At 64.2% G+C, this 25,857-nt stretch carries 21 protein-coding genes and 1 pseudogene; 11 read left to right on the plus strand and 11 right to left on the minus strand.

Annotated elements, in window-relative coordinates; genetic code table 11:
- Positions 1 to 4: 4 nt before the first annotated feature.
- A complete protein-coding gene (locus tag G513_RS24570) occupies positions 5 to 580 on the minus strand; it encodes a methyltransferase family protein (protein ID WP_084711288.1) in 576 nt (191 codons plus the stop codon).
- Positions 577 to 1,350, minus strand: a complete 774-nt coding sequence (locus G513_RS0101570) for a hypothetical protein (protein WP_022975074.1) — start codon at positions 1,348 to 1,350, stop codon at positions 577 to 579. The genes G513_RS24570 and G513_RS0101570 overlap by 4 nt, the downstream gene beginning before the upstream one ends.
- 509 nt (positions 1,351 to 1,859) lie before the next feature.
- Between G513_RS0101570 and G513_RS0101580 the strand changes: the two genes are divergently transcribed.
- Complete coding sequence (locus G513_RS0101580) at positions 1,860 to 2,300, plus strand: cupin domain-containing protein (protein ID WP_022975076.1); 441 nt, start codon at positions 1,860 to 1,862, stop codon at positions 2,298 to 2,300.
- Positions 2,301 to 2,307: 7 nt separating this feature from the next.
- On the opposite strand, the gene G513_RS0101585 is transcribed toward G513_RS0101580, so the two are convergent.
- From G513_RS0101585 to G513_RS0101605, 5 genes are all read right to left on the minus strand, one after another.
- On the minus strand, positions 2,308 to 3,567 hold the full coding sequence (locus G513_RS0101585) for an EAL domain-containing protein (protein WP_022975077.1): 1,260 nt from the start codon (positions 3,565 to 3,567) through the stop codon (positions 2,308 to 2,310).
- Positions 3,568 to 3,678: 111 nt separating this feature from the next.
- Complete coding sequence (ychF, locus tag G513_RS0101590) at positions 3,679 to 4,770, minus strand: redox-regulated ATPase YchF (protein WP_022975078.1); 1,092 nt, start codon at positions 4,768 to 4,770, stop codon at positions 3,679 to 3,681.
- 29 nt (positions 4,771 to 4,799) lie between these two features.
- The gene (gene pth / locus G513_RS0101595; protein WP_022975079.1) at positions 4,800 to 5,414 is read right to left on the minus strand and encodes an aminoacyl-tRNA hydrolase; all 615 of its coding nucleotides are present in this window, start codon (positions 5,412 to 5,414) and stop codon (positions 4,800 to 4,802) included.
- 93 nt (positions 5,415 to 5,507) lie between these two features.
- A complete protein-coding gene (locus tag G513_RS0101600; RefSeq protein WP_022975080.1) occupies positions 5,508 to 6,221 on the minus strand; it encodes a 50S ribosomal protein L25/general stress protein Ctc in 714 nt (237 codons plus the stop codon).
- A 142-nt stretch (positions 6,222 to 6,363) separates the two neighbouring features.
- Positions 6,364 to 7,383 carry an NADP-dependent oxidoreductase gene (locus G513_RS0101605; RefSeq protein ID WP_028475013.1) on the minus strand — a complete coding sequence of 340 codons (1,020 nt, stop codon included), beginning with the start codon at positions 7,381 to 7,383 and terminating at the stop codon, positions 6,364 to 6,366.
- Positions 7,384 to 7,565: 182 nt separating this feature from the next.
- On the opposite strand from G513_RS0101605, the gene G513_RS0101610 reads away from it, so the two are divergent.
- On the plus strand, positions 7,566 to 8,969 hold the full coding sequence (locus G513_RS0101610; RefSeq protein ID WP_245563051.1) for a M20/M25/M40 family metallo-hydrolase: 1,404 nt from the start codon (positions 7,566 to 7,568) through the stop codon (positions 8,967 to 8,969).
- Positions 8,970 to 8,987: 18 nt separating this feature from the next.
- On the opposite strand, the gene G513_RS0101615 is transcribed toward G513_RS0101610, so the two are convergent.
- Entirely contained in the window at positions 8,988 to 9,764 is a 777-nt protein-coding gene (locus tag G513_RS0101615) for an HAD family hydrolase (RefSeq protein ID WP_022975083.1), read from the minus strand.
- A 4-nt stretch (positions 9,765 to 9,768) separates the two neighbouring features.
- A complete protein-coding gene (locus G513_RS0101620; RefSeq protein ID WP_022975084.1) occupies positions 9,769 to 10,200 on the minus strand; it encodes an ArsR/SmtB family transcription factor in 432 nt (143 codons plus the stop codon).
- 502 nt (positions 10,201 to 10,702) lie between these two features.
- Between G513_RS0101620 and G513_RS0101625 the strand changes: the two genes are divergently transcribed.
- Both G513_RS0101625 and G513_RS0101630 read left to right on the plus strand, forming a co-directional pair.
- Positions 10,703 to 14,143 carry a pyruvate carboxylase gene (locus G513_RS0101625; protein ID WP_022975085.1) on the plus strand — a complete coding sequence of 1,147 codons (3,441 nt, stop codon included), beginning with the start codon at positions 10,703 to 10,705 and terminating at the stop codon, positions 14,141 to 14,143.
- Between the two features lie 49 nt (positions 14,144 to 14,192).
- On the plus strand, positions 14,193 to 15,152 hold the full coding sequence (locus G513_RS0101630; protein WP_022975086.1) for a beta-ketoacyl-ACP synthase III: 960 nt from the start codon (positions 14,193 to 14,195) through the stop codon (positions 15,150 to 15,152).
- Between the two features lies 1 nt (position 15,153).
- On the opposite strand, the gene G513_RS0101635 is transcribed toward G513_RS0101630, so the two are convergent.
- Positions 15,154 to 15,924 (minus strand): urease accessory protein, encoded by a 771-nt coding sequence (locus tag G513_RS0101635; RefSeq protein WP_022975087.1) that lies wholly within the window; start codon positions 15,922 to 15,924, stop codon positions 15,154 to 15,156.
- 285 nt (positions 15,925 to 16,209) lie between these two features.
- On the opposite strand from G513_RS0101635, the gene rplU reads away from it, so the two are divergent.
- The 6 genes and pseudogenes from rplU (at position 16,210) to G513_RS0101665 (ending at position 23,775) form a co-directional block, all read left to right on the plus strand.
- Complete coding sequence (rplU, locus tag G513_RS0101640) at positions 16,210 to 16,521, plus strand: 50S ribosomal protein L21 (RefSeq protein WP_022975088.1); 312 nt, start codon at positions 16,210 to 16,212, stop codon at positions 16,519 to 16,521.
- A 30-nt stretch (positions 16,522 to 16,551) separates the two neighbouring features.
- Entirely contained in the window at positions 16,552 to 16,809 is a 258-nt protein-coding gene (rpmA, locus tag G513_RS0101645) for a 50S ribosomal protein L27 (protein ID WP_022975089.1), read from the plus strand.
- Between the two features lie 98 nt (positions 16,810 to 16,907).
- Positions 16,908 to 17,912 (plus strand): annotated as a pseudogene (gene cgtA / locus G513_RS0101650) (Obg family GTPase CgtA); the annotation flags it as partial.
- Between the two features lie 112 nt (positions 17,913 to 18,024).
- Positions 18,025 to 19,161: a glutamate 5-kinase gene (gene proB / locus G513_RS0101655; RefSeq protein ID WP_022975091.1), complete on the plus strand. Its 1,137-nt coding sequence runs from the start codon at positions 18,025 to 18,027 to the stop codon at positions 19,159 to 19,161.
- 178 nt (positions 19,162 to 19,339) lie between these two features.
- Positions 19,340 to 20,512 (plus strand): efflux RND transporter periplasmic adaptor subunit, encoded by a 1,173-nt coding sequence (locus G513_RS20820; protein ID WP_022975092.1) that lies wholly within the window; start codon positions 19,340 to 19,342, stop codon positions 20,510 to 20,512.
- Positions 20,513 to 20,517: 5 nt separating this feature from the next.
- Positions 20,518 to 23,775: an efflux RND transporter permease subunit gene (locus tag G513_RS0101665; RefSeq protein WP_028475016.1), complete on the plus strand. Its 3,258-nt coding sequence runs from the start codon at positions 20,518 to 20,520 to the stop codon at positions 23,773 to 23,775.
- An 84-nt stretch (positions 23,776 to 23,859) separates the two neighbouring features.
- On the opposite strand, the gene rpsT is transcribed toward G513_RS0101665, so the two are convergent.
- Entirely contained in the window at positions 23,860 to 24,123 is a 264-nt protein-coding gene (gene rpsT, locus G513_RS0101670; protein WP_022975093.1) for a 30S ribosomal protein S20, read from the minus strand.
- A 177-nt stretch (positions 24,124 to 24,300) separates the two neighbouring features.
- Here rpsT and murJ point away from each other — a divergent pair, with 177 nt between their 5' ends.
- Positions 24,301 to 25,851, plus strand: coding sequence for a murein biosynthesis integral membrane protein MurJ (gene murJ, locus G513_RS0101675; protein WP_022975094.1), 1,551 nt, complete (start codon positions 24,301 to 24,303; stop codon positions 25,849 to 25,851).
- Positions 25,852 to 25,857: the final 6 nt, after the last annotated feature.

A 25,857-nucleotide genomic window follows, 5' to 3' on the forward strand; every position in this document is an offset into this window, starting at 1 on the left:
CGGTTCAATGCCAGCGGCGTGGCAGGAACGCTCCCGTCGCGTCGCGGTACCGGGCGTAAGCCGCTGCCAGCACGCTGGTCTCGAACTTTCCTTCCTCGACCCGCGCCGCCGACACATAGATCGCACCCATCGCCAGTAGCGGCATCAGCATCAGCGGCTGAAGTGTGGCGACGGGAACGGCGAGCCAGGCCAGCAGGTAGGCGCTGTAGAACGGATGGCGAATCCAGCGATACGGGCCGGTGCTGACCAGGTGACTGGGTTCGTCTTCGGAGAACGCGAAGCTCAGCGGGCGGGTCCGGTTGGCGCGGATGGCCCACCAGAACAGGGCGAGGCTTGCGGCACAGAGCAGCAAGGCAGTCAGGCCGCCGAGCGCCGAGGCGATGCCGAACAGGGGAATGCCACTCAGGCTGATGAAACCCAGCGCGGTACCGAGCAGCTTGATGGTGTCGATGCCGCTGTTGCTGCCGCTGGGTTCGGTGAAGAAGCGGTACATGCCCCAGTTGAAGCTGAGCAGGCAGGTGGCGAAGGCGATCAGCAGGCTGACCGTCCAGATATCGAAAGTGAATAGTTCGGCCATCATGCAGTCCTCCGTCGCGTGCGGCGGTTACGGCTCATCAGCGCCAGCATCGAGGCGCGCGACAGGGCGGTGCCGATCTGGGCCGGGGTACGGGCGATGAAGATCAGGCGGTCTTCGCGGGCTTCATCGATGTCGAGCTGGGCGAACAGCCCGAACTGCTTGCGTTCGACGATCCGGGCGATGCGTTCGCGCTCTGCGCAGGAGTAGCGCGTGGAGGTGGCGATGCCGCGCAGGGCGAAAGGGTGTTCGCCTTCTGCAGCAGCCGGTGCGCCGAGGCGTTCGCGCAGCCAGTGCGCAAGGCGGGCGCCATCGCTGCTGTAGCTGCCGTCGCAACGTGGCTCGACGTTGGCGAGGTAGCGCGATACGCCGAGATAGATCGTCGGTGACGCAGTGGTCGACCACAGCAGCGCGCTACGGCCCAGTTTGTGTTCCCAGACTTGGGTATCGACGATGCAGCGTTCGAACAGCGCCATCGTCGCACCGCTGTTCTTCAGATCATTCCGACAGGCGCTCCAGCCGACATGGACCAGCGCCAGGTCCAAGGGCAGGCCGTGGACGGCGCTCAGATCTTCGCGGCTGGTCATGAAGAAGCCGGCAAGCTGTCCCTGGCCCTCGCGGCCGATGTAGAGGTGGCTGCAGGCGGCGACTTCGCGGGCCAGGATCGCGCTGGCGTCGTCGTAGCTCGGTGCGGCGAGCAGGGCCAGTTCGGTGCGTAGCCAGGCGTTGCGACGCAGCTCGTCGCCGCTGATCACTTCGATGGCGAGCTGGGTCATGACCGTGCCTGGCCGCTTCCGCCTGTGTCGTCGTCTCTCGGGGGCGGGAGCGGCGTGGTGTCGTTCGGCGCCTGCTCTGGTCCTGGTTTCGGCGCTTCGGTCGTTACCGGCTCGCTGCCCGGGGGAGGTGGCGACGGCCACCACTGGACGCCGCTGTCGGTCGGCGACGGCAGCCAGTTTTCGTAACGGATGGCGGAAGCGCCCATGACCACGCCCTGCTGGAAGGTGTGGGGCAAGGCTCGGGTCCGGACTGGCTGGCAGTCCTAACGCAGTTCCATCGGATTGCTAACGAATTCGCATTGCCGTTGCGAGCGATTGAAAACAAGGCGTTTCTTCGTGCCGAGCCCTGCGGGTGTGATTTTCGGCATCGGCTCCGAGCAGATATCCCGGGGCCGTATAGGGGCGCGCCTTCATAGCGTTCGGGCCAACGGCTCGGCGATGATTCCGCTTGCCACCCAGCGGGTTCGTCGTGAACCGGCACGGCAGCGATGATGACGAGGAGAACGCCGATGGCCGATGGACGCTTCGATGACCGACAGATCCAGTGGAGCCGCCTCGACGGCATCGCGCATCTCGAATACACCGTGCTGAGCATCGATCCGCCACGCCAGACGGCCGATGTGCTGTTCCGCTTCGCTGCCAACGAGCAGATTGTCCTGCACCGGCACCTGGCCCTGAATCACACCTTCGTCGTGCAGGGAGAACATCGCCTGTACGAGCCCGACGGCCGCATCAAGGAAATCCGGCCGACCGGCAGCTACACGATCAGCCCGCCCAATCCGGAACCGCATCGCGAAGGCGGTGGTGCCGAAGATGTCATCGTGCTGTTCAGCATCCGTGGCAGCGATGGCTTGCTGTACGAATTGCTCGACGATGCCCGCAACATCATCGGTACCTTGACGATGCAGGATCTGACGGCGCTGTACGCCGCGCAGCGCGGCTCGAGATAGCCGCGGCTTATTCTTGGGCGGCGACCAGTTCGAGGAATTTTTCCGGCGTCACCGTCGGATAGAACAGCCAGCCCTGGGCGTAGTCGACGCCGATCTCGCGCAGCGCGGCGAGCTTGCGCGGATCGTCGACGAACTCGGCGACCGTGCGCTTGCCGGTGGCGTGGGCGACCTGGTGGATGGCGCGGACGATTTCCTGCGAGGCGCCGCTCTGCGCCACTTCCTTGATGAAGCAGCCGTCGATCTTGACCTCGTCGACCGGCAGCCGCTGCAGGTAGCCGAACGAACACAGGCCGGAGCCGAAGTCATCGAGGCTGAAGCTGACGCCTGCGGCGCGGAAGGTGCGGATCACGTCGGCGGCGATATCGAGGTTCTCGATCGCCGCAGTTTCGGTGATTTCGAAACAGAGTTTTCCCGGCGGCAGGCCCGCGTTCTTCACGTCGCGCAGCAGCTCGTCCATGAAGCGGCCGTCGACGATCGAGCGCGCCGACAGGTTGATCGACACGCTCTGCAGGCGACCGAGCGCGCCGCGGTTGTCGGCCAGCCAGTCGAGGATGAACTGGGTCGAGAAGCGATCGAGTTCGTTGATCAGGCCGAAGTATTCAAGTGTTTCGATGGTGCCGGCGGGCACCGGCATGAAGACGCCTTTCTTTTCCATGCGGAGCAGGAACTCGGCCTTGCGCAGGCGCGGCTCGCCGCGGCGGATATCCATGATCGGCTGCGGATGCAAGGACAGCCGGCCGGCGGCCATCAGCTTGCGGAACTGGGTGACGTCGCCGGCATTGACCGGCGGCTTGCGCAGCGCCGTGCCACTCGCGTTATGCAAGGCGACCTGATTCAGACCGAGATGCTTGCTCTGCTCGCAGGCCTCGCCAGCCTCGCTCAGTGCTTCGATCCAGTTGATGCCCGGGCGCACGACCCGGACGCCGATCGATACCGAAACCGGGCTTTCGCCGAGCGGCGCGCGGAAGCGCAGCGCGGTCAGTCGATCACGCAGATCGATGGCATCGTCGATCGCCATCTGCGGGTGATCGATGATCCGCGCGGCGACGAACTCGTTGCTCCACAAACGGCCGGCGATGCCGTGCTTGCCGATCCATTCATGCAGCAGTTGTTCGACCTGGGCGATCACCGCATCGCCCTCGGCCGCACCAGCGATGCGATTCACCGAACGCAGATGGCGGATGTCGATCACGAACAATGCGGCGCAGGGCTCGCAGGACCAGGCACGCAGGCGCTCGATCAGCGTGTCGTGGCTGGACGGGGTCATGGCGAAGCGTGGAAGAAGGCTCATCCACCGCTATCGGCACCGCCATTCGCTTTCTGCAACCGCCTGGCGGTCGTCGGCAGCCTTTGGCGCCAACGACCACCGACAGCAGACTCAGACGTTGAAGCGGAAGTGCATGACGTCGCCTTCCTTGACGATGTATTCCTTGCCTTCCAGACGCCAGCGGCCGGCTTCCTTGGCGCCCGGTTCGCCCTTGTATTGGACGTAATCGTCATAGGCGATGACTTCGGCGCGGATGAAGCCGCGCTCGAAATCGGTGTGGATGACGCCGGCCGCCTGCGGGCCGGTGGCACCGACCTTGACCGTCCAGGCGCGTACTTCCTGCACGCCGGCAGTGAAGTAGGTCTGCAGGCCGAGCAGCGCATAGGCGCTGCGGATCACGCGGTTCAGGCCCGGTTCTTCAAGGCCGAGGGATTCGAGGAAGTCCTTCTTGTCGGCGTCGTCGAGCTGGGCGATTTCGGCTTCGATCTGGGCGCAGACCACGACCACGGTGGCGCCTTCCTTCGCCGCAAGCGCCTTGACCCGATCGACGTACTCATTGCCGCTTAAGCCCGCTTCATCGACGTTGGCGATGTACAGGCCCGGCTTGGCGGTGATCAGCTGCAGTTCCCTGACGATCAGTTTCTCGTCGGCATCCAGCGTCATGCCGCGCACCGCTTCGGCATTGTTCAGGTGCGCCTGCACGCGGGTGAGGCAAGCGCTGCGGGCGATCGCTTCGGCGTTGCCGGACTTGGCCAGCTTGGTCGAGCGCTCCAGCGCCTTGGTGACGCGCTCGAGATCGGCGAGGGCGAGTTCGGTGCCGATCACTTCGATGTCGCGGATCGGGTCGACGCTGTCCATCACGTGGATGACGTCGTCATCGACGAAGCAGCGAACGACGTGGGCGATCGCATCGGTATCGCGGATGTGCGACAGGAAGGCATTGCCCTTGCCCTTGCCTTCGGCAGCACCTTCGACCAGTCCGGCGATGTCGACGAACTCGACGGTGGCCGGAAGGATCTTCAGAGGCTTGACGATCTTCGCCAGCGCCTCGAGACGCGGATCAGGCACGCCGACCACGCCGACGTTCGGATCGATCGTGCAGAACGGATAGTTCTCGGCGGCGATCTGCGCCTTGGTCAGCGCGTTGAACAAGGTCGACTTGCCGACGTTCGGGAGACCGACGATGCCGCATTGAATGCCCATGGTTTCGAATCCTGTGTGCGGCGTGATGACTAGTTGGAAGGGGGCTTGGAAACGGGCGCGGCTGGCGGCGCGCTGTGCAGCTTCTGCATGGCTTTTTCCAGCGTCTGGTCGAGCCAGACCGGTACTGCATTCATGGCGTCGATCAGACCGTCGCGGATCAGCTTGTCATCGGCACTGTTCGGCCTGCCGAGCACATAGCCGAGCACCTGATCCTTGGTGCCTGGATGACCGATGCCGATACGCAGGCGCAGGTATTCCTCGCCCAGATGCTGATGCACGCTGCGCAAACCGTTATGACCGCCGTGACCGCCGGCGCGCTTGAGTTTCATCGTGCCGACCGGCAGATCGAGTTCATCGTGGGCGACCAGGATGTCGCCAGGCGCGATCTTGTAGAACGCCGCCAGCGGCTGGATGGCCTCGCCGCTCTTGTTCATGAAGGTCATCGGCTTGAGCAGCAGCACCTCATCGTTGCCGATGCGGATGCGCGCCACTTCGCCCTTGAACTTCGGTTCGCTGCGAAAGCTGCCGCGATACGCCGACGCCAGCGCATCGACGAACCAGAAACCGGTGTTGTGTCGCGTGCGCTCGTATTCCGCACCCGGATTGCCGAGTCCGACGATGGCACGCAGGCGCTGTTCCGACATCGCTCTCGTCTCACTCGTCTCATGAAAAACCCGCCCGTTCGGCTGGCGAACGGACGGGTCGGTTGCTGCCGGGACGGGGACCGTCCCGAAGCCTTACTTCTTCTTCGCTGGGGCGGCCTTGGTGGCAGCCGCCGGTGCTGGCGCCTTGGCGGCAGCCTTGGCCTTGCCGACCGCGGCCGGCGTTGCGGCAGCAGCCTTGGCGGCGTCTTCAGCCAGTTCTTCTTCGGTCGGCAGACGCGGCAGATGCACGGCGGCGACCGAGATGTCGTTGCCACGCACCAGTTCGACGAACTGCACGCCTTCGCCCAGGCTCAGCTGCGACAGATGCACGGCGTCGTTGAGGTTCAGCTCGGACAGATCGACTTCGATGAACTCCGGCAGGTCCTTCGGCAGGCACTCGACTTCGACTTGGATCTGCTGATGTTCGACGATGCCGCCGCCGGTCTTCACGCCAGGGGCCACGTCGCCGCCCTTGAAGTGCAGCGGGATGTGCATGCGCAGCAGCACATTGGCGAGCACGCGCTGGAGATCCATGTGCATCACGTCGTTGCGCACCGGGTGGCGGTGCAGATCCTTCAGCACGGCCTTTTCGGCCTTGCCGGCGATTTCGACGTTGAGGATCGCCGAGTAGAAGGCCTCGTGCTTCAGGCTCTTCATCAGCTCGTTGGCGCTGACCTGGATGGCCTGCGGATTCTCGGTGCCACCGTAAATGATGGCGGGTACCTTGCCCTCGCGACGCAGGCGGCGGCTCGCACCCTTCCCGTGCATCGTGCGGACTTCGGCACTGATGGCAAATGACTGTTTCATGTGAATCTCCGGGTATTACAACAAAAGCCGCGTCCGCGACCAGACGCAGCGAGCCGCGCACTATACAGAGGCCGGGCGCGGCCTGCCAGATGAGTGGACAGACCGGCTGGAAGAGGGTCAAGCCGGACTTGCCCGGCGCCGATCAGGCCACTTCGATGATCAGTTTCCCGAAGTTCTCGCCGCGGAACAGCTTCAGTAGCGTGTCTGGAAACTGCTCGATGCCTGGCACGATGTCCTCGCGCGACACATAGCGGCCTTCGCGCATCCAGCCGGCAATCGCTGTGATCGCTTCCGGATAGCGATCGGCCCAGTCGAAGACGACGATGCCTTCCATCCGCGCCCGGTTGACCAGCAGCGACAGGTAGTTCTTCGGCCCGGCGATCGGCGTGGTGTTGTTGTACTGCGAGATCGCGCCGCAGACGATGATGCGGGCACGCATGCGCAGACGCGCCATCACCGCGTCGAGAATGTCGCCGCCGACATTGTCGAAATAGATGTCGACGCCGTCCGGACAGTGCTTGGCCAGGCCGGGGAAGATCGGCCCGCGCTTGTAGTCGATGCAGGCATCGAAGCCGAGTTCGTTGACCACGAAATCGCACTTCGCCTCGCCACCGGCGATGCCGACGACCTTGCAGCCCATGATCTTGGCGACCTGGCCGACCACCTGGCCGACGGCGCCAGCCGCCGCCGACACGACCACGGTTTCACCGGCTTTCGGCTGGCCGACGTCGAGCAGGCCGAAGTAGCCGGTCATGCCCGGCATGCCGAGCGCGTTCAGCCAGGTCGGCAGCGGTGCGGCGGTCGGATCGACCTTGTTCAAGCCGCGGCCGTCGGAAATCGCATAGGCCTGCACGCCCTGCGTGCCGGTGACCCAGTCGCCGACCGCGAACCCGGCATGCTTGGAAGCGATCACTTCGCCGAGCGTGCCGGCGCGCATCACTTCGCCGATCGCCACCGGCTTGATGTAGCTCTTGCCCTCGTTCATCCAGCCGCGCATCGCCGGATCGAGCGAGATGTAGCGGACCTTGATCAGCAGTTCGCCGTCCTGCGGCGCCGGCACGGCAACTGTTTCGTACAGCCAGTCGCTGGCCTTGGGCAGACCGAACGGGCGCGCGGCGAGTTTGTAGAGACGGTTGACGAGATCGGGCATTGCAGAAGACATCGGGCACCTCGGAAGATCGCAAGAACGTGGGCCGGATTGTCCACGATCCGGCGCGAACCTTGCTCGTTTGAATCATTGGTCATGCTGTTGGCAGCCGTAGACTCCAGCCACCCTTCTTATTAATAGAGACGCTCATGCCCCTGCCTGTGTCCCGGTGGACTGCGGCTGCTGCCGTACTGCTGATGTCCGTTGCTGCTACTGCGGTGGCTGCCGATGAAGAACCGTCGGCGACCCAGGGGCGCATCGCGGTGCTGGCCGATCTGCGCGATGCCGCACTGCGCAGCGATTACGCGATGGATCAACTGACCGTGCTCAGCGACACCATCGGTCCGCGCCTGACCGGATCGAAGCAGGCCGCCGCCGCCGTGACGATGGTTGCCGACGCGATGCGGGCGCTCGGTGCCAAGGTGAGCCTGCAGCCAGTCAAGGTGCCGCATTGGGTGCGTGGCGAGGAACGCGCGGAGCTCGTCGAATATCCGGGCCGGCCGGAAGGCATCAGTCAGCGCATCGTGCTGGCCGCGCTCGGTGGCTCGGCGGCGACACCGGGCAAGGGCCTGAAACGCGAAGTGCTGGTGATCCACAGTCTCGCCGAGCTGAGCTTGAACGAAGCCCGGGTGCGCGACCGCATCGTGCTGATCAGCGTGCCCTTCGACCAAAGCCTGGCCGACAACGATCAGGCAGGTGCCGCGTACGTGCAGGGTCTGGTGCCTCGTCTACGTGGCCCGGCGGCCGCAGCCAAGCTGGGGGCAGCGGCAGTACTGGTGCGCGCGATCGGCGGCGCCCACTACCGCCAGGTGCATGCCGGCGACACGCGCTGGGAAGAAGGCGGACGGCGGATTCCGGCGGCGGCGGTGACCGTCGAGGACGCGCTGCTGATCGAGCGTCTGGCAGCAAAAGGCCCGGTGACGATGCAACTGCTGTTGACGCCGAAAACTTTGCCGGACGCCGACAGCTACAACGTGATCGCCGACTGGCCCGGCCGCGAGCGGCCGGACGAAGTGGTCGTCGTCTCTGGCCATCTCGATTCCTGGGATCTCGGCACCGGCGCGATCGACGACGGTGCCGGCGTCGTCGTGGCCATGGCGACCCTCAAGCTGATGAAGGATCTCGGCCTGCAGCCACGGCGCACGATTCGCTTTGTCGCCTTCATGAACGAAGAAAACGGCCTGCGCGGAGCGGCGGCCTATTCTGCTGCCCGCAAGGACCAGCTTGCCAATCAGATCGCGGTGATCGAAAGCGACACCGGGGCAGGGCGGCCGCTCGGCTTCGATGCCAGAGTTACGCCGGCCTCGATGGCGCGTCTGGAACCGCTCCGGCAGGTGCTGGGTTCGATTGGCGCACCGGTGATCGATCGCAGCGATCGTTCGCTTGGTGCCGATATTTCACCGCTGCAGGATGCCGGCGTGCCCGGCTTCCAGCCGAAACTCGATACCCGTCATTACTTCGACTACCACCATAGTGCTGCCGATACGCTCGACAAGGTGGAGCCGGAGAATCTGCGCCGCAATGTGGCGGTGACGGCGGCGTTGGCTTGGTGGCTGGCTGACATGCCGGAGCCGCTGGAGCGTTTGCCGGTGGCTCCTTAGTGGAGTCCTGAGCCGGCCCTACCGTGTGCTGCGAGCGTGCCAGCGCCGCAGCGTTTCAATATTGGCTTGAGTCGCCGTGCCGGCATCACCGGCAATGCAGTGGAAAGCGGCCGTCGGTGTGCCGAGATCGGACAGCACGATCTCGGCATCGCCGAAATCCTGATCTTCGGTGTAGGGATTGACGGTGACGATGGTCGTCAGCCCCGCACCTCGTGCGGCGCGCAATCCATTTTCGGAGTCCTCGAACGCCAAGCAGGCCGAAGCCGGCAATTGCAAGCGTTCAAGCACCCATTGATAGATGTCCGGTGCCGGCTTCTTGGCCGGCACGACATCGCCGGCGCCGATCACTTCAAACCAGGCGCTGCTGCCCGGCGCCAGTGAATGCTCGAGCAGGATTGCGACGTTTTCCGGCGTCGTTGTAGTGGCGATCGCCAAGCGCAGGCCAGCAGCGCGAGCTTCGGCAATCAGCCGGGCAACGCCGGGCCGCAGCGGCAGAGCGCCGCCCGCCACGAGTTTCGAATAGAGCGCGGTTTTCGCCTTGTGCAGCTGGGCGATACGCTCGTCAATACCCGCTTCATCCAGCAGGGCCGGATAACTTTGCGTCAGGTAATAACGGATGCGTTCCTTGCCGCCGGTGACTGCAAGCAGTTCGCCGTAGCGCGCCACATCCCAATGCCAGTCCAGTCCCGCTGCCTCGAACGCTCCATTGAAAGCGATCCGGTGCCCGTCTTGTTCGGTGTCGGCCAGCGTGCCGTCGACATCAAAAATCAGGGCCTGCAGCGGGACTGGAGTCATCGCATCAGCTTCTGCCGGAGAGACGGCTCAGGTCGTCGATGACCGACTTCAGAATGCTCGACACCGGACCTGGCAGCGAGCCGGCCAGCTGGTTCAGCACCATCAGCTTCTCGTCGACCTTGTCGATCGGCGCGAGGCGCGCCATCAGCACGCCGAGTGCGCCCTTCAGATCGCCAGCAGCCGGAGCAGCGGCATTCTTGTTCTTGCTGCCGGCCTTGCGGCCCGGCTTCTTGCGAATCTTGCCTTCGCTGGCAACCACGACGCTGCCTTCGCTGGCAGCGGCACCGGTGAGCGTGTAGCGCACCGAACGGCCTTCACGAGTGGTATCGACCACACCTTCCGACTTCAGCGCCTTCAGATTCAGATACAGCGAAGCCGGCGAAAAGCCGCCGCGCTCGAGAATGTCCTGGGCGAGCATCGGGCCCGTGCCGAGCATCTCGACAATCCGACCGCGAACTCCACTCTGACGCTTGCGACGAGGGGAGGAGGTTTCCGATGTCATTACTTTGCCTGCCTTTTTGGAACGGGTTTTGGTTTTCAAGCTTGACTCCATGGGATGGACGCAACACGGTGCGTGCCTATTCGATTTCGAGCATCCGCGTTGAATGGTATCTCACTCCAAACATAAATATTGCCGATGGCTATTAAATGTGCTTGGGAAAAAGATCGGATTGATCAGTGATCAGGGGCGCCGAACGCGGGTGTCAGACTCTCTGACTGAACATCCGGAGCATCCGTTCAGCAGCTTTGTCGTTTTTTTGCACAGCGCTTGCGCAGGGAGCTTTGTCAGGCCATGACCCGCGGGCAGGCCCTAAGTCGGGGGTCGTCGACGCTCCCTGTGCTGTAATAAGTGCGGATGGCAGATGTGGCTGTGCCTGGTCGCGTCACAAGCCTGTCCAACGATCCACAACAGAAATCAAAGGGACTCAAAAAGGACTATGTCCATCCGCAAGCTGCTGGTCGCCAATCGTGGCGAAATCGCGATCCGGGTGATGCGCGCTGCCGCTGAAATGGGTGTGCGCACGGTATCGATCTACGCCCACGAGGATCGCTTTGCGCTGCACCGTTTCAAGGCCGATGAAAGTTATGTAGTGGGCGCGGGGCAGAAGCCGATCGCCGCCTACCTCGATATTCCGGACATCATCCGGATCGCCAAGAATGCGGGTGTCGATGCCATCCATCCGGGCTACGGCTTCCTGTCGGAGAACCCGACGTTCGCCGAAGCCTGCGCGGCCGCCGGCATCCTGTTCGTCGGCCCGAAGCCGGAAGTACTGCGCGCGCTCGGCGACAAGGTGGCGGCGCGCGCTGCCGCCGAGGCCGCGAAGGTGCCGGTGCTGTCGGCCTCTCAGGCCTTGCCGCGCGACATCGAGGAAGTGAAGAAGATCGCCGCCGCGATCGGCTATCCGGTGATGCTGAAGGCGAGCTGGGGTGGCGGTGGCCGCGGCATGCGGGCGATCGAGAACGAAGCGGAGCTGCCGTCGGCGGTGGAATCGGCGCGCCGCGAATCGCTGGCCGCGTTTGGCAACGATGAAGCCTATTTCGAGAAACTGATTCGCCGCGCGCGCCATGTCGAAGTGCAGGTGCTCGGCGACCAGCACGGCAATCTGATCCATCTGTTCGAGCGCGATTGCTCAGTGCAGCGCCGCAACCAGAAGGTGGTGGAGCGCGCGCCGGCGCATTACCTGACGCCGGAACGGCGAGTGGAGCTGTGCGATGCGGCGGTGCGCCTGTGCAAGCAGGTGGGCTACACGCATGCCGGCACCGTCGAATTCCTGATGGATGCCGACACTGACAAGTTCTACTTCATCGAAGTCAACCCACGCATCCAGGTCGAGCACACGGTGACCGAGGAGGTCACCGGCGTCGATATCGTCAAGGCGCAGATCAGAGTGTCCGAAGGTGCCGAGATCGGCGCCGACGATGGCCTGCTGCCAGCACAGGACAAGGTCAAGCTCGATGGTTTCGCGCTGCAGTGCCGCGTCACCACCGAAGATCCGGAGAACGGCTTCACGCCGGATTACGGCCGGATCATGGCCTACCGCAGCCCGGCCGGTTTCGGTCTGCGTCTCGATGGCGGTACCTCCTATTCGGGGGCGGTGATCACGCCGTACTACGACTCGCTGCTGGTGAAGGTGACGGCCTGGGCGCCGACCGCGCTGGAGGCGATTGCGCGCATGGATCGTGCGCTGCGCGAATTCCGCATTCGTGGTGTTTCGACCAATCTGCAGTTTCTCGAAAACGTCATCCTGCATCCGCTGTTCAAGTCCGGCGATTGCACCACGCGTTTCATCGACACCACACCGGAACTGTTCCGCTTCACCGCCCGCCGCGATCGCGCCACCAAGGTGCTGCGCTTCATCGGTGATGTCGCGATCAACGGCAATCCGGAAATGAAGGGCCGCAAGGCGCCGGAAGGTGTGCTGGCGCTGCCGCTGAAGCCGAAAGTGGATCTGATGACGCCAGTGCCGAAAGGCCTGCGCGATGAACTGAAGACGCGTGGCCCGAAGGGCTTTGCCGACTGGATCAAGGCGCAGCCGAACGTGCTGCTGACCGACACCACGATGCGCGACGCGCATCAGAGTCTGTTCGCAACTCGCATGCGTACGCGGGACATGGTCGACATCGCGCCGTATTACGCGCGGCTGGTGCCGGGCCTGCTGTCGCTGGAATGCTGGGGCGGTGCCACCTTCGACGTGGCGATGCGCTTCCTCAAGGAAGACCCCTGGCAGCGTCTGGCGATGCTGCGCGCCGCCGTGCCGAACATTCCGTTCCAGATGCTGCTGCGTTCGGCCAACGCGGTGGGCTACACCAACTATCCGGACAATGTCGTCGAATACTTCGTTCAGCAGGCGGCGAAGAATGGAATCGACATCTTCCGCGTGTTCGATTCGCTGAACGCCGTCGACAACATGCGGGTGGCGATGACTGCGGTCATTGCCAGCGGCGCTGTCTGCGAAGGCACGATCTGCTACACCGGCGATCTGTTCGACAGCGCGCGGCCGAAGTACAACCTCAAGTACTACGTCGACATGGCGAAGCAGCTCGAGAAGGCCGGCGCGCACATTCTCGGCATCAAGGACATGGCCGGCATCTGCAAGCCGCGTGCGGCGCGCGAGCTGGTCAAGGCACTGAAGAACGAGATCGGACTGCCGATCCATTTCCATACCCATGACACCAGCGGCATCGCTGCTGCCAGCGTGCTGGCTGCGATCGAAGCCGGTTGCGATGCGGTGGATGGCGCGATGGACTCCATGTCCGGGCTCACCTCGCAGCCGAATCTCGGTGCGATTGCCGCGGCGCTGTCCGGTTCCGAGCGCGATCCGCGGGTCGATTTCGACGCCATGCAGTCGCTCTCCGATTACTGGGAAGGCGCGCGTCGTTACTACGCGCCGTTCGAGGCCGATATCCGCTCCGGCACCGCGGATGTCTATCGTCACGAAATGCCGGGCGGCCAGTACACCAATCTGCGCGAGCAGGGCCGGGCGCTCGGTCTCGAAGCGCGCTGGCCGGAAGTGTCGCGTGCCTACGCGACGGTGAATCAGTTGTTCGGCGACATCGTCAAGGTCACGCCGACTTCGAAAGTGGTCGGTGACATGGCGCTGTTCATGGTCGGCAACGGCCTGACCGCGGACGACGTCAACAACCCGGATCGCGACATCGATTTCCCGGAATCGGTGGTGTCCCTGTTCAAGGGCGAACTCGGCGTGCCGCCGGATGGCTGGCCGAAGGCGCTGCAGACGAAGATCCTCAAGGGCAAGCCGCCGCTGGTGGGACGACCGGGTGCGTCGATGCCGCCGGTCGATCTGGTGACCGCCAAGATCGAAGCCGAGAAGCTGGTCGGCGAAGAGATGAGCGATGCCGATCTCGCGTCCTATCTGATGTATCCGAAGGTGTTCCGCGACTTCGCCGAGCATCGCAAGCTGTACGGCGATGTCTCGACCTTGCCGACGCCGACCTTCTTCTATGGTCTGAAGGACCAGGAAGAAATCAGCGTCGACATCGACACCGGCAAGACGCTGGTGATCCGTCTGCAAAGCCGCACCGAGTTCGAGGACGAAGGCATCGTCAAGCTGTTCTTCGAGCTGAACGGCCAGTCGCGACTGGTGCGCGTGCCGAAGGCCGGCGCGACCGCGCAATTCGAGACGCCGAAAGCCGATGAGGGCGATACCAGCCACGTTGGCGCGCCGATGCCGGGCATGGTGGTCCGGGTCGCCGTGCAGAAGGGGCAGGTGGTCGCCAAGGGCGAGCCGCTGCTGGCGCTCGAAGCGATGAAGATGGAGACCGTGCTCGGCGCGCCGCGCGACGGCAAGGTCAAGGCCATCCACGTCAAACCGGGTGCGACGGTGAACACTCGTGACCTGCTGATCGAGCTCGAATGAGACTTCTTGATGCCTCAGCGATCCTCGGCCGCACGGTAAACTTGCTTACATGACCTACTCACGCATCGTCGGTACCGGCAGCTATCTGCCGAAGCGCATCGTCACCAATCGCGAACTCGAAGACCGGATCGAGACCAGTGACGACTGGATTGTCAGCCGTACCGGCATCGAGGCGCGCCACGTTGCCGCCGACGATGAGCTGACCAGCGATCTGGCGCTGCACGCCGCGCAGGCCGCGATGCTCGCGGCCGGCGTGACCGCCGACGATATCGATCTGATCATCGTCGCGACGACGACGCCGGACATGGTGTTCCCGTCGACGGCCTGCCTCGTGCAGGCCAAGCTCGGGGTCACCAAGGGCGCGGCTTTCGATGTGCAAGCGGTCTGCACCGGCTTCATCTACGGGCTGGCGATCGCGGACAAGCTGGTGGCCTGCGGGCAGCACAAATGCGCGTTGGTGATCGGCGCCGAAGTGTTCTCGCGGATTCTCGACTGGAACGATCGCCGCACCTGCGTGCTGTTCGGCGACGGTGCCGGTGCGGTGGTGCTGAAGACCTCGGAGGCGCCGGGCATCCTGTCCTCGCATCTGCATGCCGATGGCAGCTTCAGCCACATCCTGAAGGTGCCGGGCGGCATCAGCGGCGGCCAGCTGCGCGGCTCGCCGTATCTGGAGATGGACGGCCAGGCGGTTTATCGCGTCGCCGTGAAATCGCTGACCGAGTGCGCGCAGGAAGCCTTGGAAAAGAACAACCTCAAGGCCTCGGCGCTCGACTGGTACGTGCCGCACCAGGCCAATATCCGCATCATCAACACGCTGGCCGACAAGGTCGGCGTGCCGAAGCACAAGGTGGTCATCACCGTGGCCCAGCAGGGCAATACCTCGGCGGCTTCGGTGCCTTTGGCGCTGGACGCGGCGGTCAAGGACGGCCGCATCAAGCCCGCCGATCTGGTGATGCTGCAGGGCGTTGGCGGCGGCATGACCTGGGGTACGGTGCTGCTGCGCTGGTAAGTCAGAACAACTGACGTCCGATCATGATCGCCGTCAGCACGCCGAGACTGACACTGAGCAGGCCTATTGCGATCGTCAGCAGCCGATGCAGGCGCAGCATCGAACCTGCCGACAGTCGCAAAGGCACCGCGATCAGAGTCGACAGCACGGCCATGCCGGCCATCGCGCCAATCCCGAACAGCAGGATGTAGAGCAGGCCGGCGGCCAGCGATTCCGCCGCGCCGATGCTGAGCGCGATCAGCGCTGCGGAGCCGGCCATGCCGTGCATCATCCCGACCAGCAATGCCCGCAGCGGCAATAGCGGAGGATGACGGTGCACATGCGGCAGCGCTTCATGCGGCCGGGCGGCGAGCGGCCTGAACTGCATCGCTGCGAAGGACGCGCTGCCATCGCCGCCGAGCGACTGGCGATGACTGTGCTCATGCAGATGCGCCGGCTCACCGGGTGCATGGCGATGCGCGTGGAAATGCGGGCGCTCGATGAAGGTGCGGCGCAGCACGTCGGCGCCGAGTACGACCAGCATCAGACAGACCCCCAGCTCCAGCACTTGCTCGAAGTGCGGCGGCAGCGCCTGTTCCAGCACCAGCACGATGCTGCCGATCAGCAGCAGGGTCAGCGTGTGACCGAGGCCCCAGGCCAGGCCTTGGCGCAGCGCTTCCGGCAAGGTGCCGTGGCGAGTCGCCAAGGTGGCGACGGCGACCAGATGATCGGGCTCGGTCGCGTGGCGCAGGCCGAGCAGGAAGCCGAGAACGAGAGTTGAAGTACCAGTCACGGTTTGGGGAATCGTTCGGCAGCGAAGGGGCGGCTCCTGCGGCTTGCTGCCGTAATGACCGTGAGCCGCAGCATAGCGTCAATGTCGGCCGGTTCCGGGCGACGGCGGCAGATTGGATGAGGACAGATCCGGGTTCAGGATGTCCCGATCTTTCCGGCCTGTTTGACCTCTCGAAGCGGCAAAACTAGAATGCCGGGTTCACGGGGCTGCTCGCGTTGGCGTGTCGTTGCGTTCGAGCCTTACAAAAGCAAATAGACAGTCGCAATTTTCTTTGGAGTATCAAGCATGTACGCAGTCATCAAGACTGGTGGCAAGCAGTACCGGGTCACCCCGGGCGAGTCCCTCAAGGTTGAAACGATCGTCGCCAACGTCGGCGATACGATCAGCTTCAGCGAAGTGCTGATGGTTGCCGATGGCGAAGCCATCACGATCGGTGCGCCAATCGTCACTGGCGCCATCGTCAAGGCGGAAGTCACGGCCCACGGCCGCGGCGACAAGATCCGCATCATCAAGCACCGCCGCCGCAAGCACTACCACAAGGAAATGGGCCACCGGCAGAATTACACGGCGATCACGATCACGGAGATCGTCGCCTAAGGGCGGCGCTCTCGAAGCAGGAGTACAGCAATGGCACATAAGAAAGCAGGCGGATCAACCCGTAACGGTCGCGATTCGAAGTCCAAGCGCCTCGGCGTCAAGCGCTTCGGCGGCGAAGCGGTGATCGCGGGCAACATCATCATTCGTCAGCGTGGCACCCAGGTGCACCCGGGCGTGAACGTCGGTATCGGTACCGATCACACGCTGTTCGCGAAGGCGGATGGTCATGTGAAGTTCGTTACCCGTGGTCCGAACAGCCGCAAGTTCGTCGACATCGTCGCGGCCTGATCCGCACCGGTGTTGCGACAAGGCCCCGCACGACGGGGCCTTGTCATTTGCAGCACCTGAAGCTGCATCCCCAAGCTGAACCATAGATACCTGCAGACATGAAATTCGTTGACGAAGCCACCATCCGCGTCGAGGCCGGCGATGGCGGCAACGGTTGCGTCAGCTTCCGGCGCGAGCGGGCCATCCCGTTCGGTGGCCCGGACGGCGGTGACGGCGGTGACGGCGGCACGGTCTGGGTGATCTCCGAGCCGAACCTGAATTCGCTGGCCGATTTCCGCTTCAATCGGACGTTCAAGGCCAAACGCGGCGAGAACGGCACCGGCTCGGACTGCAAGGGCGCTGGCGGCCCGGACATCGAAATCCCGATGCCGCTCGGCACTCAGGTATTCGATGTCGATACCGAAGAATTGATCGGCGAGCTGACCGTCAAGGGCCAGCGGATCAAGGTTGCCGCCGGTGGTTTTCACGGCCTCGGCAACACCCGTTTCAAGTCGTCGACCAACCGCGCTCCGCGCCGTGCCAGCCCCGGCTCGCCGGGCGAGCGCCGTGAACTGCGCCTGGAACTGAGCGTGCTCGCCGATGTCGGTCTGCTCGGCATGCCGAACGCTGGCAAGTCGACCCTGCTCGGCTCGGTTTCAGCCGCGCGTCCGAAGATCGCCGATTACCCGTTCACGACGCTTTACCCGCAGCCCGGCGTGGTGTCGGTCGGCATGAATCGCAGCTTCGTGATGGTCGACATCCCGGGGATCATCGAAGGCGCTGCCGAAGGCGCGGGTCTCGGCATCCGCTTCCTGAAGCATCTGCAGCGCACCCGCTTGCTGCTGCATCTGGTCGACATCCTGCCGCCGGACGAAGGCGACATCGTCGAGCACATCGAAACGATCAACAACGAGCTGAACGAGTTCAGCGAGGAACTGGCCGGCCGCGAACAGTGGCTGCTGTTCAACAAGATCGATCTGATGACCGACGAGGAGTCCGACGCGCTGATCGACGACGCCCTCGAACGCCTCGGCTGGACGGGCCGTCATTACCGCATCTCGGCCGCCGCGCGCCGCAATCTGGACCCGCTGTGCAAGGACGCGATGGAGTGGGTGGAAGCCCACGCCCCGGTCCGCACCGTGCCCGATTACACGCTGCTGGAAGACGCGCCGCCTGCCGCAGCAGAACCCGATCTCGAAACCGACGCTGACGACGACAACGCCGCAGGCTGAATCCATGACGCAGAACAAGAGCCGTGAGGCGCTGAACACCAGCCGTCGCTGGGTCATCAAGGTCGGCAGCGCGATGGTCACCGCGCGCGGCCGTGGGCTGGATCGGGAAGCGATCGCCGACTGGTGCGCGCAGATCGCCGTGCTTCGGGCCCAGGGCCGGCAGATCGTGCTGGTGTCTTCCGGCGCCGTCGCTGAAGGCATGGCGCGGCTCGGTCTACCGAAGCGGCCGACCACCTTGCACGCGCTGCAGGCCACGGCCGCAGTCGGCCAGATGGGTCTGGTTCGAGCGTATGAAACCGAGTTCGAGAAGCACGGCATCCGCGCCGCACAGATCCTGCTGACCCATGAGGATGTCTCCGATCGCGGCCGTTATCTGAACGCGCGCGGCACCTTGAACACCTTGCTGGAGCTTGGCGTAGTGCCGGTGGTCAATGAGAACGACACGGTCGCCACCGACGAAATCCGCCTCGGTGACAACGACACGCTGGGCGCCTTGACCGTCAACCTGATCGAAGCCGATCTGCTGGTGATCCTGACCGACCAGCAAGGCCTGTACGACTCCGATCCGCGCAGTAATCCGGATGCCAAGCTGCTGTCCGAAGCCGATCTGTCCGACCCCAACCTCGGCGGCATGGCCGGCGACAGCAAGGGCGAACTTGGCCGCGGCGGCATGCGTACCAAGCTCACCGCGGCACACTGGGCGGCGCGCTCGGGTGCTTCGACGGTGATCGCCTATGGCCGCGAGCCGGACGCGCTGCTGAAGATCGCCGGCGGCGTGCCGATCGGCACCCTGCTGAAACCGGCGCAATCGGTGATGGCCTCGCGCAAGCGTTGGATCGCCGGACAGCTGCAGGTCCGCGGCCGCCTGACCCTGGATGATGGCGCCGTGAAAGTGCTGCGCGAACAAGGGCGCAGCCTGCTGCCGGTCGGCGTGCGCCATATCAGCGGCGAGTTCGATCGGGGCGATCTGGTGCTCTGCCTCGGTCTCGACGGCCGCGAGATCGCTCGCGGCCTGAGCAACTACGGCGCCAGCGAAGCGACCCGCATCATCGGCGCACCGAGTACCGAGATCGAAAGCCGCCTCGGTTATCCGGGCGAGCCAGAGCTGATCCATCGCGACAATCTGGTGCTGACTGCCTGAGATCGCAGGAAATTCGGCCTCTCAGGCTTCTGCGATACGCTGGATCAAACCCAGGCAGCGGTTGACGCATCCAAGGCGCATTGTTGCTGCATCTTAAGTGCAGCTAACCCACCATTGTCTGATCGGCTGCGCGCCTGAAAGGCTGTGCGCCGAATGGGGCCACTCAGGGAATCCTTGCATGAGCGTCATTACCCACAACCGCCACGCCGACAGCGCCGGCGGGAAACTCAAACTCTTGCTGGTGATCCTGCTGATCGTCGCTGCGTTCGCCGCGATCTTCATGGCCACCCGTGGCGGCTCTGCCGAAAAGCCGGCTGACCCGAACGCCAAGGCGTACACCGGACCTTACGAACTGGCGGCGGCCGATGTCGCGACGGTCGAGCAGCGTGCCCTGTCGCGTTCGCTGCCGCTGTCCGGCTCGTTGACGCCGCTGGTGCAGGCGACCGTGAAATCCCGCGTCTCCGGTGACGTGCTGGAAGTGCTGGTCCGCGAAGGGCAGGTAGTGAAGAAGGGTGAGGTGCTGGCGCGCATCGACATCCGCAACCTAGGTGCCCAGTTCGACTCCCAACGCGCTTCGCTCGACAAGGCACGCGCCGATCTCGCGCTGGCGAAGATCAACAGCGAAACCAATGCGCTGATGCTGAAGGAAAAATTCATCTCCAAGAACGCCTACGACTCGGCGCTGAGCGCGTATGACGCCGCCGCCGCCAGCGTCAAGGTTGCCGAAGCGCAGGCGCGGCTGGCGCAGATCGGTCTCGACGATGCCGTGGTCCGGGCGCCGATTGCCGGCATCGTTTCGCAGCGCATGGTGCAGCCGGGTGAAAAGGTGTCGCCGGATTCACCGCTGCTGGCGATCGTCGATCTGGGCCTGCTGGAACTCGAAGCACCGGCACCGGCGTCGGAGATTCCGTCGGTGAAGATCGGCCAGACCGGCAGCTTCAAGGTCGGCGGCTACGGTGAGCGCGTGTTCACTGCCAAGGTCGAGCGGATCAATCCGTCCACCGATGCCGGCACGCGGTCGATCAAGCTGTATCTGTCCGTCGACAACGCCGATGGCGCCTTGCGCGGCGGCATGTTCGCGCAGGGGCAACTGGTGCTTGATCAGAGCGCGCCGTCGCCGACGGTGCCGACCTCGGCAATCCGCAGCGACAGCGGCGTGACCTATGTGCTGGCCGTCGAACAGGACAAGCTGGTGCGCCACACGGTGACCCTGGGCCTGAAGACCGACGACGCGTCGTTCGTCGAAGTGCGTGACGGAGTCAGTGTCGGCAGCCAGGTGCTGGCGGCGAAGATCGACGCGCTTCACGACGGCTCGACCGTCAAGCTCGCACCGTCGGCCACCGCGAAGTAAGCGCCATGTGGATCACCAAGACCAGCGTCAATCAGCCGGTATTCGCGACCATGGTGATGGTCGCGTTGCTGGTGCTCGGCGTGTTCTCGTACCAGCGCCTGCCGGTCGAGAAACTGCCGGATGTCTCGGTGCCGGTGCTGAGCATTTCCATCGAGTATCCCGGCGCCTCGCCGGAAGCGGTCGAGAACGATCTGCTCAAGCCGCTGGAGGAAGTGGTCAACTCGGTCGAAGGCGTCAAGCGCATCTATGGCACCGCTCGCGAAGGCCTGGGCTTCATGCAGATCGAGTTCGATCTGTCGGTGGACGCCGCCCGCGCGACCCAGGAAACCCGTGACAAGGTTGCGCAGGTCCAGCCGACTTTCCCGCGCGAAGCCAAGCCGCCGCTGATCACCCGCACCAACAACGATGAGAACCAGCAGCCGATCATCAATCTGGCGCTGTTTTCCGATACCCGCACGCTGCGCGAGGTATCGACCCTGGTCGATCAGGTCGTGGTCAAGCGGCTGCAGAACGTGCTCGGCGTCGGCAGCATCCAGGTCAACGGCCAGTCCGAACGACAGATCCAGATCTTCCTGAAGCCCGATGCGCTGGAAGCCTGGCGAGTCGGCGTCGATCAGGTGATCACCGCGATCCAGGCCGCGAATCAGGATCTGCCGGCCGGCGCGATCAGCCGCGGCGCGACCGAACAGCTGGTACGCATCGAAGGCAAGATCAAGGAGCCGGCCGCGTTCGCGCGCATCGTCGTTGCTACCCAGAACGGCACCTCGATCCATCTCGATCAGGTGGCCGAAATCGTCGACGGCGAAGCCGAAGAAACCTCGATTTCGCGAGTCGACGGCAAGCGTTCGGTCGGCATCGACATCTTCAAGGTGCAGGGCGCCAACATCGTCAGCGCGGCACAGGGTGTGGCCAAGGCGATCGAGCGCTTGAAGGCTGAACTGCCGGCCGACGTGCGGATCGTGAAGATCTACGCGACCGCCGATGACATCACCGCTTCCGTCGAACAGGTCAAGGAAACGATCATCGAAGGCGGCCTGCTGACCGTGCTGATCGTCTTCCTATTCCTCCATTCCTGGCGCTCGACGATCATCACCGGCCTCACCTTGCCGATCTCGGTGATCGCGACGTTCATCGCGCTGCACGCCTTCGGCTTTACGCTGAACTTCCTGACCCTGATGGCGCTGAGCCTGTGCATCGGCCTGTTGATCGATGACGCGATCGTGGTCCGCGAGAACATCGTTCGCCATCTGGCGATGGGCAAGAGCCATGTCCGAGCGGCACTCGATGGCACCCAGGAGATCGGTCTGGCGGTGATGGCGACGACCTTCGCGATCCTGGCCGTGTTCGTGCCGGTGGCGTTCATGAGCGGCATCATCGGCCGCTTCTTCTTCCAGTTCGGCATCACCGTTGCGGTCGCGGTGCTGGTCAGCTTGTTCGTCAGCTTCACGCTCGATCCGATGCTGTCCGCAGTCTGGCGCGATCCCCCGCAGGATCGCTTCAAGTACGCGCCCTGGCTCGGCCGGCTGATGGAGAAGGTCGAGCACGGTGTGGAGTTTCTGCATCGTGTCTACGGCCGGGTGCTGGCCTGGGCGCTGCGCACCGAGCGCCGCCGGGTCTGGTTGCCGATCTTTGGCCTGGCCCACGCCGCGCGCAATCTGGACTGGCGGCAGATCGGTACCGTGTCGAATCGCGGCATCGTGTTGTGGATCGCGGCGTTCACCTTCTTCGGCAGCTTCGCGCTGCTGCCCTTCATCGGCAGCGAATTCTTCCCGCGCGGCGATGACGGTTTCACGTCCCTGCGTATCAACACGCCGCTCGGTTCGAGCCTGGAATACACCGATGCCAAGGCGCATCAGGTCGAAGCGATCCTGCATGAGTTTCCGGAAATCGAAACCATCGCCACCGAGGTCGGCACCGAGGAAGGCAAGAATTACGCGCGCCTGAACCTGCGTCTGACCGACCGCCAGAAGACCCATCGCCGCCCGCAGAAGGAGGTCGAAAAAGCGGTACGCGAGCGGATCAAGGGCGTTGCCGGCATCGATCTCACGGTGGGCTTCGGCGGCTCGATCTTCATCTCGCTGCTCGGCCCCGATGCGACCAAGCTGACCGAGATCACCAAGGGCGTGATCGTCGAGATGGCCAAGGTCAAGGGCATTTCCGATCTCGAAAGCAGCGAGAAGGGTGAAAGCCCAGGCATCGCGGTGCGTATCAATCAGGAACTGGCCGGCGATCTGGGCTTGAGCAATGCCCGCATCGGTGCGGCGCTCCGGCCGCTGGTCGCCGGTGATCAGATCAGCTACTGGCTGGCGCCGGATGGCCAGAACTATGAAGTCATCGTTCGCCTGCCGCGTGCCAGCCGCGAGATCGCCAGCGATCTCGGCAATCTGGCGCTGACCAGCACCCGGCTCAATGCCGATGGCACGCCGATGCTGGTGCCGCTGCGCCAGGTCGCCGATCTGGTGCCGACCACCAGCCCGCAGCAGATCAAGCGCCAGAACCTGCAGCGCCGGGTGTCGATCTATGCGAATGCCGAAGGCCGTCCGGCAGGCGATGTCGGCGAGGACGTCAAGAAGATCATCAACAACTGGCCGCTGCCGCCGGGTTATCGCTGGGATATCGGCGGTCAGCAGGCAGACCAGGACGAGTCCGGCAAGGCGGCGATGGCCGCGCTCGGGCTGGCGGTGATCTTCATCTATCTGATCCTCGCTTCGCAGTTCGGCAGCTTCCTGCAGCCGATCGCGATCATGGTGTCGCTGCCGCTGTCTCTGGCCGGTGTGTTCATCGCGCTGCTGGTCACTGGCACGACCCTGAACATGTTCTCGATCATCGGCTTCATCATGCTGATGGGCCTGGTGACCAAGAACGCGATCCTGCTCGTCGACTTCGCGAACCAGGGGCTGCGCGAGGGCAGGAGTCTGCGCGAAGCGCTGCTCCTGGCTGGTCAGGTGCGCCTGCGGCCAATCATCATGACCACGCTGGCGATGATCTTCGGCATGTTGCCGATGGCGATCGGCGCCGGAGCAGGTGGCGAAACCAATGCCGCGATGGGCCGCGCGGTGATTGGCGGCGTGATCACTTCGAGCCTGCTCACCCTGGTCGTGGTGCCGGTGCTGTTCACCTATCTGCAGCGCATCGGCGAGCGTGCGACGCGCTGGTTCGGAGCGCCCGAAGGTGACGGATCTGACGATAGTCATCCGCCCTCGAAATCGCTTGGCGGTGGTGCGCCGCTGGCGCAGCCGATGGCCCCGCGTCGCGACGACTGAGAAGGGGCGCTCGGCGCCAACTCGAAACATCCTGAAACGAAAAACGCGACCCGAAGGTCGCGTTTTTCGTACTGCCGATGCGATTTAGGCGAGTGCCTGAATGTGCGCCAGCAGACGGCTCTTGTGGCGAGCAGCCTTGTTCTTGTGGATCAGGCCACGGTTCGCGTAGCGATCGAGCACCGGCACCATTGCCGAGTAAGCGGTTTCCGCTTCGCTCTTGGTCTTCGCTTCAATGGCGACGACGACCTTCTTGATGGTGCTGCGGATCATCGAGCGCTGGCTGGCATTGCGCTCGCGGTTCTGTTCGGACTGGCGTGCGCGCTTGCGCGCCTGCGGGGTGTTGGCCAAGGTAAAGCTCCTGAAGCGGTTCGGTGTGACGGGAATTGCGACCTGTCGGCACCTGAAACGGCGACTGACAAAATCGAAGCGCGCTAGTATCTTCGCGGACCCGCTCCCTGTCAACGCACCCGTTCCGGGCGCAGCCTGACGCCAGAACGCTCTGCCAGTTCCGCCAACGTCTCCCGAATGTCCAGAAGCCTGCTCAAATCCAGCGGCGTCGTCAGCCTGCTGACCCTGCTGTCGCGCCTGCTCGGTTTCGTTCGCGAAATCATGCTGGCCACCGCTTTCGGCGCCGGTGCGGCAATGGACGCCTTCCTGGTCGCGCTGATGATCCCGAATTTCGGCCGCCGCATGTTCGCCGAAGGCGCGTTCAGCCAGGCCTTCGTGCCGGTGTTCACCGAGGTCAAGACCACCGGTACGCACGACGAAGCGCGAGACATGGTCGCCGTGGTCATGGGCACGCTCGGCGGCGTGCTGAGCATCGTCACGGTGATCGGCTGCCTCGGTGCGCCAGTGCTGGTCTGGCTGTTCGCCTCCGGCTTCACCAAGGATCCGGCGCAGGCGGCGCTGGGCACTGAACTGCTGCGCTGGACCTTCCCGTACCTGATGTTCATCTCGCTGACCTCGATGGCCGGCGGCGTGCTCAATGCCTACGGCAAGTTCGCGGTACCGGCGTTCACCCCTGTGATCCTCAACCTCTGCCTGATCGCCACTGCGTTCATCGATGCGAATTCGGTGCAGGTACTGGCCTACGCGGTGTTCGTGGCCGGCGTGCTCCAGTTCCTGTTCCAGCTGCCGCTGATGGCGAAGCTGCGCCTATTGCCGAAACCGCGTTGGGCCTGGGGCGATCTGCGCGTGAAACGCATCCTCGGCCTGATGATCCCGGTGATGATCGGCTCCTCGGTGGCGCAGATTTCCCTGCTGCTGAACACCAATCTGTCGACCCACATCGGCAACGGCTCGGTCAGCTGGCTGTACTACGCGAACCGGCTGATGGAGTTTCCGCTCGGCATCTTTTCGATCGCGGTCGGCACCGCGATCCTGCCGGCGCTATCGGCCCAGCATGCGAAGAAAACGCCGGAAGCATTCTCGGCGACCCTGGACTGGAGCCTGCGCGTGATCCTGCTGATCGGCCTGCCGGCGGCGTTCGGCATGATCCTGCTGGCCGGGCCACTGGTGTCGACGGTCTACGGCCACGGCGCGTTCAATGCCGATGACGTGCGGATGACCACCTATGCACTGTGGGCCTACGGCGCCGGTTTCATGGGCTTCTCGTTCGTCAAAGTGCTGGTACCCGGTTTCTATGCACGGCAGGAAACAAGGATTCCGGTGCGCTACGCGATCATCAGCCTGGTGATCGGCATGGCGCTTAGCCTTGGCCTGTTCACGGCCTCGAAGTTCTACGCGTTCGAAGCCGCCCACGTCGGCCTCGCGGCCTCGACCTCGCTGACCGCCTGCATCAACGGTGGCCTGCTGTTCTGGCGTCTGCGCCGCGATGGCATCTATCGGCCGGACAGCGGCTGGGGTCTGTTCTGGCTGCGCCTGATCATCGCCAACCTGCTGATGGGCGCGGCGGTGCTGTGGCTGGCCGGCGATCTGTCGAGCTGGCTCGCGGCAGGCGAATGGGCGCGCGGCGGGCGGATGTTGCTGCTGGTTGCTGCGGCGATCGCGGTGTACTTCGGCGTGCTCGCGGCGAGTGGTCTGAGGGCGAGCCATTTCCGTGCCGCCCGCCGCTGACGCGGC

Source organism: Nevskia ramosa DSM 11499 (assembly GCF_000420645.1).
Taxonomy (GTDB): Bacteria; Pseudomonadota; Gammaproteobacteria; order Nevskiales; family Nevskiaceae; genus Nevskia; species Nevskia ramosa.